The organism is Dactylosporangium sp. NBC_01737 (genome assembly GCF_035963215.1).
GTDB lineage: Bacteria > Actinomycetota > Actinomycetes > Mycobacteriales > Micromonosporaceae > Dactylosporangium.
This window is the reverse complement of the sequence record NZ_CP109153.1, coordinates 3,575,479-3,588,237: the sequence shown is the minus strand read 5'-3', so window position 1 is coordinate 3,588,237 and position 12,759 is coordinate 3,575,479. Positions and strand designations below refer to the sequence as shown.

Genomic DNA, 12,759 nt, shown 5'->3' with positions numbered 1-12,759 from the left:
GTGTGATCGAACGCTTTCGCACACGCCGACAGCCAACGACAGCACCAGCCATTGACACAGCAGCAAAAGCCGAACGCATCACTTACCAGCACATATAGGAACGATATGGCACCAGTCAGCACAGGTCGGTTCAGGCTCTTAGTCTGCGGGTTGTAGGTTCAAGTCCTACGCGGCGTACAGCACGACACGGGCCATGACCTGGGACAACACCCCAACGGTCATGGCTCGTTCGCTGTCTACAGTGGACGCTTGTGTGATCCGTGTGTGATCTATAGCGCCCGCGACGGGCCGCCACTGCCCGATATCGGGCGATACCGGATGAACGTTTACAGTGGTCGCATAGCGCTACAGTCGCGCAGAAACCACTGACGCAGGTTCGAATCCTGCCGGGCACGTCACAGAACTGTGCGCAGCCAACGGGCACGCTCATGGTTGAAGCACGTGCCCGTTGCTACCGCCGCGAACCCGGCGTTGATCGCTCGATGCCCCCGACCGTCAGGCCGGCAAGGGGACCGCTCGACGCCGAAGGTGAACTCGCCGGCCTGCGCCCACTGCACGATCTGCCCGTACACCCCGCCGATGGTCTGGACATCGAGGCCCTTCGCGGCGCGCGCTGTGACCACTTTGTGAACCGCTCCCCGCGCCGCCCGGTCCGGCGGCCTGTACGGCGCCGGCCGTCAGGGGGTGGTCTTGCCCTGCGCGTGGTTGATACCGCTGGCGTAGAAGCCGTTCACCGCGTTCTGGACGTCCGTCAGCGACATCGCCTGCTCGGCCTGGTAGACCCAGTTGACCCGCATGTTCCAGGTACGGTCCCCGGTCATGGGAAGATCGATGAACCAGGCGCTGAACTGGATGCCCATCCGTTCGCGTGGATACGCCGCGCCGTCACTGGTGAAGACCTTGTTACCGTCGATCGAGTAGGTGACCACGCCGTTGACGGCGGTGAGCATCAGCACGTGCCAGCCGGCGAGAGTCTTGTTGGTGGCCCGCGTGACCCGGTCCCCGTCCTTGGAACTCCGCCAGCTCGTCGTGTCCAGCTTCGGCCCCGGGGCGCCCCAGCCGCCGTTGGGTTGGTACTCGTAGTCGAGCTCGCTGTAGGTCGGCGACGACGCCGAGGAGGAGATCACGCAGAACGCCTGGACGATATGGTCGCCGGCCTTGCCGGTCACCGGTTTGTCGGCGAAGAAGATCCGGGCGGCGAGGGTCCCGGTCTGGAAAACGTTGCTCGCCGTCGCCAGCTCGCCCTGTTTCGTGCCCTGTTTGGTGCCGTCCGAGACGGCCGCCAGCTGTAATGCCTGCCCGCCCTGCGCGGTCGGATCGGCGGGGAAGCTGACCATGTCGGCCGACCACGTGTCGGCGATCCCCGGCCGGCCCTTCCCCGTGCGCACGTGCCAGCCGCCGACGTTCAACGCCGGGTCGGTCGGACCGGTGTAATGAAAGTTGTCGAACATGACTCCGGGCGCGACGGGGGCGCTCGGCGCGGCCGATGTCTGCGCGGCCGGGGCCTGGGGGCCTGGCTCGTCACCCCAGCTGAGTTCGCCGTCGACGTATGCGGTCACCAGTCGCGACGCCTTGAACTCCACGGCCTTCGAGTCGAACGAGTGATCGTTGGTCTGGTTCAGTTCCTTGTGATCGAGCCGGTACAGCTGCAGCCCGATGCCTCCGCTGTTACGCTGCGGCGCCAGGGCGCCGGCGTCGGCCGTGAAGCCGATCTGGAGGTAGTGGCTGGCATTGGGGCTCGGGCTGGCCACCGCCCCGACCGTCGCCGTGATGTTCGCGCACCGCAGCTCGGTCTGGAAGCAGTTCGCGCCGTACGCCGAGGCGTTGTCCGCGTCGAAGTAGTACCGCAGCTTCACGTCGCGCAGCTGGACCGGCTTGGTGGAGGCGTTGACGACCAGAAGGAACGGCCGCCCGATCGGGGCGGTGGGTGGCGTGTCCGTCCGGTACTGCACGCTGAGCGGGACGGACGCCGACTCCGAGGAGGCGGCCGACTCGCTCGGGTTGATCCGCAGGGCGCCGTACGTCGCGGCGGCGACGCCGACGACCACCATGGCCGCCGCGGCGAACATGAGGCCCCCGCCACCCCGCTGGGGGCGCACCAGTCGCGCCGAGACGACCTGGGTCATGTCGGGGCCGCCTGCGATCAGGCGGTCGGTGTGGTAGCGCCTCCTGGAAGCGGTGTACGTGATGATCGACGTACCGATGAGCCCGATCGTGACGGCGAAGACGATCAGTTGGACCCGGCCCGCGAGACTCACCGCAACGGCAATGCCAGCGAGCACCACGAAGACGCCCAGGCCCTTGAGGGAGTTCATTGCGTTTCCGAGCTCATTTCCACGATGAAACACGCGTGGTGTAGGACTTGAAGATCGAGGAGACGATCCAGTACGTGCGCACCACGGTGTACACCAATTGGGGAATGAGCAACGCCTCGACGACCATTGCTTTCCAGCCGAGGTTGCGCACCCGTACTGCCGGATAGATGACCCAGAAGGCCGCCAGGACCCAGAAAACGGGTTGCGAGGGAACGCCGTATACGGCCAATGCGGCGAGTTGCGTCGTTCCCCAACCCAGAACGTACGCGGCGCCGAACAGCCCGAGAATCATCGTGACGATGGAATGCCAGGTGAACTTGGTCCAACCGCGCCGGCGCAGGGCGTCCACGGTGCCGCGCACCCAGCGCTCGCGCTGTTGGAGCAGTTCTTTCAGGGTCGGCATCAGATCGGTGTAGGCGATACAGAGCTGATTGGCGGTGACCTTCCAGCCACATTCCTTGAGCGTCAGCGTGGTCTCGTAGTCTTCGACCAGGTTGCGGTGGTCCTCCCAGAAGACCTTGCCGCGCAGATCGATCAGGCTCTGCAGGGCGCTGCCCCGGTAGAAGGACCCGGCTCCCGCCATGGTGTGGACCTCACTGCGGTAGCGCATGTTGGCGGCGCGCCCGTACTCGATGATCTGCATCCCGAGCAGATACCGCTGCCACGGATTTCGCCACAGGCCGGTCCGGCCGAAGCACGCCGCGCTGACGCCACCGATGCTCTCGTCGGATTCCATGACGTGCATGGCCCGTTCGATGAACTTCGGATGCAGCTCGGTGTCGGCATCCATGGTGAGCAGGTGCTTGACGGTGGTGTCCAGGCGTCCGCCCACCTGCGACCGCAGCCAGTCGATGCCGTGGTTGAGTGCGCCGGCCTTCTTGTGGGGGTTGTTCGGCAGGACCCGGACGATCGTTTTCGGCGACTGCCACCGGGCCGCGAAGCTGGCGGCGTAGGCCTCAGTGTTGTCGGTCGAGTTGTTCACCACGACGATGATGAGGTCCGGGGGCACGCTCTGCCTGGCCAGCGAGTTCAGGGACGTCAGAATCCCGACTTCCTCATTGCGCGCCGGAACCACGACGACCGTGTCGTAGGCGAATGTACGCGTTCCGTAGATGGTCGCGCGCGCCTTCCTGCGCCGCTCGGCCGGCCTGTCCGGCCCGCCTGGCGCAGAGCGCCTCGAGCGGTACACGGTCGCGCTCATTGACCTCTGACCTCCATGTGACCGCGTGACGTCAAATACCGTCGGTCTGCAGCGACGAAGACTAGCGGATTTAAGGGACCACGCAAGTGCCGCCCCAAATCTGCATCGGTCACGGATTTGCCCACGATGGTCCGGGCAAATCGGATATAACAGGGCGTACGTCGCGGCAAGTACGACTGATATGACAAAAAATCGACACGGTCGAGCGCCGGGGCCGTCGCGCGATGCCAAAATGGGCATTGGCCCCCAATGTCGCCATATCCGGCCTCGGGCGCAATTACCAGATATGACTGAGTTCTCCCTTAGGACCCAGGCCGCGGCGATGTCGTGCGGCCGGCATGTCCGGCCGGCCGCATCACCGATTCCGACCGTGAGGATCTGCACACCACCACTGCGCTTGCGGTAACCTCACCCGGCGCTGCCCTCTTGATCGAGCCGACAGGTGCCGAAAGTGCCTCTATCGTCCCGGTTCGCGGGGGCATTGTTGCCATCTACCGCTCATGCACGAATCAATTTCATTCGGTGAACCGGGGCTTACGGCCCATACGCCCGGAGCATTTGACAAGGGTGGCACCATGCGGAAACTACTCACCATCACCTCAGCGGCACTCATGGCAATGGGTGCCCTGGTCTATAGCGCGCCAAGCGGGTGGGCCGCCACCAATCTCATCGCCAACCCGTCCCTGGAGACCGCGGCCAACGCAACCACGCCGGCGTCCTGGCAATCGGGGGCATGGGGGACGAACGCGACCACGTTCAGCTACCTCAGCACCGGCCACAGCGGCACGCGCAGCGTGAAGGTCCAGACCACGAGCTACACGGACGGCGATGCCAAATGGTACTTCGCGCCCGTAACGGTCACGCCGAACGCCACCTATACCTTCAGCGACTACTACCAGGCCACGGTGAGCACCCGGCTCGTCGTGCAGTTCACGACCACCGGCAACGGCACCAGCTACGTCGAGCTGGCGCCCGCGCCGGCCACGACCGGCTCCACCTGGGGCCAGACCACGCAGACCGTCACCGCGCCGGCGAACGCCCAGAGCGCGACCGTCTTCCATCTGCTCGACAAGGTCGGCACGCTGACCATCGACGATGCCAGCCTGACGAGCGCGACCACGCCGCCCCCGCCGACGGAGCTCGTCCCCAACCCATCGGTCGAGGTGGCGTCCGCCGGCCAGCCCGCCGATTGGGCCAGTGGCGCCTGGGGCGGCAACACCGCGACGTTCAGCTATCTCACGACCGGCCATACCGGGTCCCGCAGCGTCAAGGCCACCCTCAGCAACTACACCAGCGGCGACGCCAAGTGGTACTTCACCCCGGTGACCGTCACGCCCGGCCTCAGCTACACCTTCAGTGACTGGTACAAGTCCGACGTCGGGACCGAGCTCATCGCGCAGTTCACCAGACCGGACGGCAGCCTCTACTACCAGTCGATGGCCGCCGTGGCGGTGAGCAGTGCCTGGACGCAGGTGACCAGCTCGGTCTCGATCCCGTCCGACGTCAACAAGCTCACCGTCTTCCACGTCCTGGCCGCCAACGGTTCGCTGACGCTCGACGACGCCAGCCTGACCGTTGCCAGTGGCATCCCCGCCAACCCCATTCCGAACCCGTCGGTCGAATCGGCGAGCGGCAGTGTTCCGGTGTCCTGGAGCACCGGCAGCTGGGGAAGCAACACCGCCGCCTTCAGCTACATCGCCGACGGCCACACGGGTGGGCACAGCGTCAAGGTGACCGTCAGCAACTACACGGACGGCGACGCGAAATGGATCCACCAGCCGCAACCGCTCGTGCCCAACAAGCAGTACCGGTTCACGGCCTGGTACAAGACCAACACGCAGCCGCACGTTGTCGCCCAGTTCGACCACGCCGACGGCACGGCGGCATACCTGACCCTGCCGCTACCCCTGCCGGCCGCCGACGCCGCGACGACCTGGCAGAAATACAGTGACACGTTCACCGTGCCGGGCAACGCCGTCGCTGTCTCCGTCTTCGTCCTGCTCAGCGGCAACGGCTGGGTGCAGACCGACGACTACGGTTTCGAGCAGTACACGCCCACCGGCTTCAGCCGGCCACTTGTCTCGCTGACGTTCGACGACGGCTACGAAGACAACGTCACCTCGGCCCTGCCCCTGCTCCAGGCGCGGAACTTCAAGACCACCCAGTGCTTCATCACCGGAAACATCGAGGGCGTGCCGGGCGGCCCCGAGAATGTCATGGCCTTCGCCAACACCGGGCACGAGATCTGCTCGCACACCGTCACGCATCCGTTCCTCACAACGCTTTCCGCCGCGCAGCTCGCCAATGAGGCCACCCATTCGCAGCAATACCTGCAGCAGCTCACCGGTCAGGCGGTGCCGAACATCGCGTCGCCCTACGGTGACTACGACACGACGGTGCTCAACCAGCTGAAGCTGTCGTACCGGTCGCACCGCACGGTGGATGTGGGCTACAACAGCAAGGACAATTTCGACCTCTCTCGTGTCCGGGTGCAGAACGTGGACCTCACCACCACCGTGGCCGAGTTCAACAGCTGGCTCGATCAGGCCGAAGCCACCAACACCTGGCTCGTGCTCGTCTACCACCGGATCGTGCCGGCCGGCCAAGGCGCCGACGGCGACTACGACACCAACCAGGCTGCCTTCGCGAGCCAGCTCGACGCCCTCCGCGACAGCGGCCTCACGGTCAAGACCTACAACGCCGCGCTCGATGAGCTGGTGCCGCAGCTCTGACCCGCGCGTCTGATCGACGTCGCCGGCCGGCCCGGTGAGCCGAACGCAGATGATCATGACAAGCGCCCGCGAATCCCACCCCAAACGCCAACCGGCCGGTGGCCCCGTCAACGACGGGGCCACCGGCCGATCCCTGCACAGTTCTGTGACATGCCCCGCCGGGGGGCACGTCACAGAACTGCAAAAGCGCAGCGCAGTCAACTATCACTGACTGTAGGCCGGGCGGCCAGGCCGTCGGCTTCACCGCCGACCGGTCCACGGCACGCCCGTGGCAGTGTGATGGCGGCTGCGGGGCTGCCCAACCGGCGCCGGGGCCGCGCGGCCGGATGAGCACGTCGCTGCAGGCCTGTTGCGCTCTGCCGAACGAGCGCGGCAGCGCGGTGGCGCCGCCGCCGAAGCGGCATTCCTGGAACAGGCGGCGATGCTCACGCCCGACTCTGGGCAGCGGGTTCGTCGGGTGCTTCAGGCAGCGCGCGCGAAGCTTGATGCGGGCGCGTTCGAGGCGGCGTCGAGTCTGATCGAATCAGCTGAGGGCGACGCGTTGGAGGAGTCGCTGAGCGTGCAGGCCAGTCTGCTTCGCGCCCAGGCGGCTTTCTTTCAGCGGGGCGCCGCCGAGGCGGTGGATCACCTTCTGCACGCGGCCGAACGTGACCCGGCGCGGGCTCGGCTTCATCTGCTGGACGCCCTCCAGGCGGGGATGGTGGTCAGCCGGACGGCGTCCGGCACGCAACGGGCGCTGGCCGCGGCACGTCAGGCACCACCGGCGCCCGACGCACCGTCGGCCGCCGATCAGCTGCTCGACTCGCTTGTCAGCTATCTCGACGGCGACCTGCGCGCCGTCCCTGCGCTCAAGCGGATCCTCGCGGACGTCACCGACCCGCTCTGGGCCCGGCGCCTGTCGCTGGCTGCCCTGCTGGCGGTGGAGCTGTGGGACTTCGCCTTGGAGGAGCGGCTCGCCCGGCACGCGGAGGCTGCCGCCCGTGCTGACGGCTCGCTGGTCATCCTGCCCGTCAGCCTGTGGATGTTGGCGATGGGCTCGGCGCTGCGCGGCGATCTACCGGCGGCGGTCAGCTTGCTCAGCGAGGCCGATGACATCGCCTCGATCACCGGGGTGCCAGTGCACTGGTATGCACACCTCCAGGTGGCGGCGCTGCGCGGACGGCGGGCCGAGGCGGAGGCTCTGATCGCAAGGGTGACCGCCGAGGCTGGGCAACGTGAGAAGGGCATGCTCACGTCGATCGCTCATTACTCCAGCGCCGTGCTGGCCAACGGGCTCGCCGAGCACCGAACAGCCCTGGAAGCCGCACGTCTCGCCCTGCGTGACGGTGACTTGGGCATGACGGCTCTTGCCCTTCCGGAGTTGGTGGAAGCGGCCGTGCGGTGCGGCGAACAGGCCATGGCGAAGCAGGGGTACGGACGTCTGTCTGAGCACGCCGAAGCGGCTGGAACGGATTGGGCCCTTGGCGTGCGCGCCCTGATGGGAGCCTTGCTGTCCGCGGAGCCGGAAGGGCTGTACCGGGAGGCCGTGGACCGGCTCGCTATCAGTGGTAGCAGGATTTGGCTGGCCCGGGCTCACCTGAACCACGGTGTTCGGCTACGGAGGGATGCACGACGCACCGATGCCCGCGAGGCGCTGCGTACGGCACAAGAGCTCTTCATCGAGGTGGGAGCGGACGGATTCGCCCGGCGCGCGCCTGGAACTGGAGGCGACCGGCGAGCGGGCCCGAACACCGGTGCGGGTCGCCGTCGACGCTGTCGTGGGTCGTCAACGCCTACGTCCTATTGTTCGGCGCGCTGCTGTTGCTGGGGGCTGTCCCGCGCACCGCACGACGGCACCTTCCTCGCCGGTCTCCTCGGCCCGTCGCTGCTGGCCGGAGCGGGCCTCGGTGTGGCGTTCGTCGAACTGACCAGCCTGTCGTCGGTGGGCGGGCCAACCGGCGACAGCGGCCTCGCCGGTGGCTTGGTCAATGCCACCCGGCAGGTCGGCGGCGCGTGCGGCCTGGCCGTGCTGGCGGCCGTCGCCGCCGGAGGCGACTACGGCGCCGCCTTTGCCGGCGCAGCGCTGATCGCGGCGGTATCCGCCGTGCTGTCGCTGGTCTGGCTTCGTTCCTGACGCACGGCACCGTCGCCGTGGCGCACTTCCACCCGTCGTACCACCACCTAGGAAAGGAAAGCTCATGTCCGAGCTGGCGAAGCCCTACATCAGCGGGCACAACACGCCGGTCACCGACGAGATGTCCGCTGTCGGGCTGACCGTCCGGGGCACCATCCCGCCGGACCTGGAAGGCCGCTACATCCGCAACGGCCACAATCCGAAGCCCGGGGTCGTTCCGACGCACTGGTTCCGCGGCAGCGGCATGCTGCACGGCGTTCGGCTCCGCAACGGCAAGGCCGAGTGGTACCGCAACCGGTGGGTGCACACCACCGCCCTGGACGAAGGCGCCGAACTGTTCCGGCCGGACGGATCGATGGACCTGGCCGCCAGCGCCGCCGCCACCCACCTCATCGAGTTCGGCGGCCGCCTGCTGGCCCTGCAGGAGGTGAACCTGCCCTGGCAGGTCACCCCCGAGCTGGACACGGTCGGAGTCTTCGACTTCCACGGCGAACTCAAGACGCCGATGACCGCACACACCAAGGAAGACCCGGTCACCGGCGAGCTGCACTTCCTGAGCTACTCGCCGTTCCCGCCACACCTGATCTACTACACCGCCTCACCGTCGGGGCACATCACCCGCGGCGAAATCATCGAAGGCGCCGGGCCATCGCTGATGCACGACTTCGCGATCACCACCGACCACGTCGTCTTCTTCGACCTGCCGGTCACGTTCAACGCAGCCGAGCAGTCAGGCATCCCGTACCGGTGGAATGACGACTACCCACCCCGGATCGGGGTCATGCCCCGCACCGGGCCGGCCGTGGTGCAGTGGTTCAACGTGGAGCCCAGCGCGCTGCTCCACTCCACCAACGCCTACGTGGACGAGCTGGGCCGGATCATCCTCGACGGGCCCCGCTACGACCGCACCTCGTGGGAGTCCACCTGGAAGTGGTGGGTCGGCGCGCCCGGCGACGCCACGGTGCCCGGCACCGGCATGACCGCCTACCGGTGGATCCTCGACCCGGCCACCGGCAAGGTCACCGAGGAAGTGACGGACGACCTGGTGACTGATGTCGGTCGTCAGCGACCTTGGCTCCAACTCCTCCGAGCTGCTCATCCTCGACGCCTCCGACCTCAACACGGTCGCCGTGATCGAACTGCCCCGCCGTGTTCCCGCGGGCATCCACGGCTCGTGGATCCCCGACTCCGACCTGCCCGCCTGAAACCCAAGGGAGAAACGACATGACCATCACCGGCATCGACGAGAACGCGGCCGTCGTCGCTCGTCACCAGGTCCGCATCGACGCCCCGATCGAGCGGGTGTGGGCCCTGCACACCGACGTCAACCGCTGGACCGACTGGCAGAGCGACATCGACACTGCCCACGCTGACGAGCCGCTGCGGCCCGGTGCCACCTTCCACTGGAGTACCGCCGGCCTGCAGATCGCCTCCACCGTGTACGCCATCGACGCCCCGCACCGCATCCTCTGGGGCGGGCCCGCACATGGCATCACCGGCATCCACGAGTGGACCTTCACGGCCGACGGCGAGTCCACCATCGTCACCACCGCAGAGTCCTGGGACGGCGAACCGGTCCGTGCTGACGCCGACAACATGCGCCAGGCCCTCGACGCCTCCCTCATCGCCTGGCTCGAGCTGCTGCGCAAAGCCGCCGTGAACCACAACAGCTGAAGGAGCACTATGTCCATCCTCTCCGAGGCCAACGTCGAGACACAGCCGCCTGCCGACGCTCTGGCGCAGGACTCCGTCAAGTCGTCGACGGGCGTACACACCAAAACCAAGAAGCGCCGGATTCGGCGTCGGGTCGCCAAAACCCTGGCCTGGATCTCCGCCGCCCTGACGGCCGTCATGGTGCTGTCCGAGCCGTGGCTGCTGCTTCCCGTGATCACACTCGCGGTCGCCCTGAGTCTCTGGGACTCAGGACCCGGTGCTGCCCGGTGGCCAGTTCGTCTACCGGTTCGTTCCCGACCGGGCCGGCACCTTCTGGTACCACACCCACCGAGACTCGCAGGACGCCGTGTCGCGGGGTCTGTTCGGCGCGTTCATCGTGGACCCACCCACTGCGTCCGCTGACGACCGTACCTACGAAGCCACGCTGTTCGCGCACCAGTGGCCCATCGGCAAGGCCCTGGTCGACGCCTTCGACACCACTGACACCCCGACACAGCAGAACGTGGAACCTGGTCGGGCCGTGCGGCTCAGACTGGTCAACAGCTCCCAGGACCCCCAGCGGATCCAGGTCACGGGCACGACGTTCCACGTCGCCGCCATCGATGGCAACGCTGTGCACGAGCCGGGCCCGGTCCCCAGCGGGGGCGTCCTGCTGCTGGCGGCCGGCGGTCGCTACGACGTCACGTTCGACATGCCCGGGACTGCGGTGGCGGTCAGCATGCACACCAGCGAGAAAGCCGCCGGGGCTGCTCGCCTGTTCATCCCCGACGGCCACGACGACGCCACCATCCCGCACACAACCGGTGCCGGCCCGATGTTCGACCCGGCGCCCCTGCACACCATCTGGAAGATCCAGACCGACGTCGAGAACTGGCCGTCCTGGCAGCCCGACGTGGTCGGCGTCGTCAAGGACACCCCCGGACAGCTGCGCCCGGGCTCCGTCTTCCGCTGGAGCACCGAAGGCCTGAGCATCACCTCCACCGTCAAGCAGGTCGAGTACTGCAAGCGCCTGGCGTGGGGTGGCCCCGCCCAGGGCATCACCGCGATCCACGTCTGGACCTTCACCCCCACCAGCGGCGGCGTCCTCGTCCACACCGAGGAGTCCTGGACCGGCGACCCCGTCGTGGCCAACCAGGCCACGCTTCAGGCCGCCCTCGACAACTCTCTCCACAACTGGGTCAACAACCTCAAGCACGAGGCCGAGGCCGCCCACATGCCGCCCACGCGTGACTCACCGTCGCCCCAGCAAGGTGCCGGACTGCCATAGGAACGCCGGAAAGCCGGTCAGCCCGCCAGCGCGAACCGCTCGGCATGGATCTGCAACGGCGGCACCTTCAGCTGGCGCAGGCTCTTGAGGACCGCGTCCGTCATCGCGGGCGGCCCGCACACGAACACGTCCCGCTGGAGGATGTCCGGCACGAGCCGCACGAGGTTCTCCGGCGCGAAGGGGATGTTCGGCGGGTTGCCCGCGCCGGTACGACCGGCGAGCACGTGGACCTGTGCACCCTTCATCCGCGCGAGCTGCTCCATCTCGGCCAGCAGCACCGCGTCGGCGGGGCTCTGCACGCGGTACAGGACGGCAATCGGTCCGGAGAGCTCCTCGAGCAGCGACCGGATCGGCGTGACGCCCACCCCGCCGGCGATCAGCACCGTGCCCTCGCGGGTCTTGTGGATGCTGGTGAACGCGCCGTACGGCCCCTCGGCGAAGACCCGCGTCCCGACCGGCACGTTGCGCAGCCCGGCACTGGTCTCGCCGACGGCCTTGGCGGTGAGCCGCAGCGCGTTGTTGCCGGGCGCGGCCGACAGCGAGAACGGGTTGGCCTTCCACCAGCTGTTGTGCCCGGGGAACCGCCAGATGAAGAACTGGCCCGCCTGCGCCGGCAGCTTGTCGAGGTCCTTGCCGGTCATGTGGACGGAGACGACGTTGTCCGCCTCGGGGACGACCGCCGCGACCCGCAGCTGGTGGCGGGCGTTGCGGCGCAGCGGCACGATGATCCGGCCGATGATCAGGGAGAGGCCGGCGAAGGCCCAGAGGCTCCACCAGTACACGGCGGAGATCGTGGTGGCGGTGAACGTCGACGCCTCGTACATCTGGTGGAACAGCGCCAGCACGATTGCCACGTACAGCAGGACGTGCACGGCGTGCCATGCCTCGTACGACAGCTTCCGCCGGGCGAGGCGCACCGAGACACCGGCCGCGACCGCGATGATGCCGGCCGCGATGAAGCCGATCATGGTCGGACCCATGCCGATCAGGTTCGACGCCTGCTCCAGGAATGTGCTGTTGTAGTGCTTGGCGTACCCGAGCATCACGAACGTGGGGTGCAGCAGCACCAGCCAGAACAGCGTGAAGCCGGTCCACCGGTGCCACGAGGTCAGCCGGTCCATGCCGAGGCGGCGGTCCAGCCACGGCAGCCGGGCGATGAGCACCAGCTGCAGCAGCATGACGAGGGCCGCGTGCAGGCCGAGGAACTTGCCGGTCGCGTGCAGCGCGTTCTTGGCCGGGTCGGTGGTGAAGAACAACACCTCGACGATGATCAGGTTGAGGATCACCGCCCCCCACAGCATCGCCATGGCCTGGACCCGCGGATGCGCGAGGGCCGAGCCGCCGCCCCTGGTCGCGACCGGTCCTGTCACGCTCTGATTCGCAGCCGCCACGGCGTTCTCCCCTTGTGTCCACGATGCGCAGACGATGCCTTCGTACAGGTACGCACGCCGCCCCGC

The 12,759-nt window shown here is 67.5% G+C and carries 9 protein-coding genes; 5 read left to right on the top strand and 4 right to left on the bottom strand.

All coding sequences use genetic code 11. The features are described 5' to 3' along the window. Window positions 1-395: 395 nt before the first annotated feature. The 3 genes from OHA72_RS16145 to OHA72_RS16135 are packed head-to-tail and all read right to left on the bottom strand — an operon-like array spanning window position 396 to window position 3,516. Window positions 396-623, bottom strand: a complete 228-nt coding sequence (locus tag OHA72_RS16145; RefSeq protein ID WP_327008634.1) for a hypothetical protein — start codon at window positions 621-623, stop codon at window positions 396-398. A 54-nt stretch (window positions 624-677) separates the two neighbouring features. After that, window positions 678-2,315: a cellulose binding domain-containing protein gene (locus OHA72_RS16140; protein ID WP_327008633.1), complete on the bottom strand. Its 1,638-nt coding sequence runs from the start codon at window positions 2,313-2,315 to the stop codon at window positions 678-680. A 13-nt stretch (window positions 2,316-2,328) separates the two neighbouring features. Further along, window positions 2,329-3,516 carry a glycosyltransferase family 2 protein gene (locus tag OHA72_RS16135; protein ID WP_327008632.1) on the bottom strand — a complete coding sequence of 396 codons (1,188 nt, stop codon included), beginning with the start codon at window positions 3,514-3,516 and terminating at the stop codon, window positions 2,329-2,331. 575 nt (window positions 3,517-4,091) lie between these two features. Between OHA72_RS16135 and OHA72_RS16130 the strand changes: the two genes are divergently transcribed. The 5 genes from OHA72_RS16130 (at window position 4,092) to OHA72_RS16110 (ending at window position 11,302) form a co-directional block, all read left to right on the top strand. Next, window positions 4,092-6,248 (top strand): polysaccharide deacetylase family protein, encoded by a 2,157-nt coding sequence (locus tag OHA72_RS16130; RefSeq protein ID WP_327008631.1) that lies wholly within the window; start codon window positions 4,092-4,094, stop codon window positions 6,246-6,248. A gap of 349 nt (window positions 6,249-6,597) precedes the next feature. After that, on the top strand, window positions 6,598-8,361 hold the full coding sequence (locus OHA72_RS16125; protein WP_327008630.1) for an ATP-binding protein: 1,764 nt from the start codon (window positions 6,598-6,600) through the stop codon (window positions 8,359-8,361). A 64-nt stretch (window positions 8,362-8,425) separates the two neighbouring features. After that, window positions 8,426-9,589, top strand: coding sequence for a carotenoid oxygenase family protein (locus OHA72_RS16120; RefSeq protein WP_327008629.1), 1,164 nt, complete (start codon window positions 8,426-8,428; stop codon window positions 9,587-9,589). Further along, on the top strand, window positions 9,586-10,035 hold the full coding sequence (locus tag OHA72_RS16115; protein WP_327008628.1) for an SRPBCC family protein: 450 nt from the start codon (window positions 9,586-9,588) through the stop codon (window positions 10,033-10,035). Before OHA72_RS16120 ends, OHA72_RS16115 begins: the two co-directional genes overlap by 4 nt. A 256-nt stretch (window positions 10,036-10,291) precedes the next feature. Continuing rightward, on the top strand, window positions 10,292-11,302 hold the full coding sequence (locus OHA72_RS16110; protein WP_327008627.1) for an SRPBCC family protein: 1,011 nt from the start codon (window positions 10,292-10,294) through the stop codon (window positions 11,300-11,302). Between the two features lie 17 nt (window positions 11,303-11,319). Here OHA72_RS16110 and OHA72_RS16105 read toward each other — a convergent pair whose 3' ends face one another. After that, window positions 11,320-12,693 carry a ferredoxin reductase family protein gene (locus OHA72_RS16105; RefSeq protein WP_327008626.1) on the bottom strand — a complete coding sequence of 458 codons (1,374 nt, stop codon included), beginning with the start codon at window positions 12,691-12,693 and terminating at the stop codon, window positions 11,320-11,322. Window positions 12,694-12,759 lie beyond the last annotated feature (66 nt).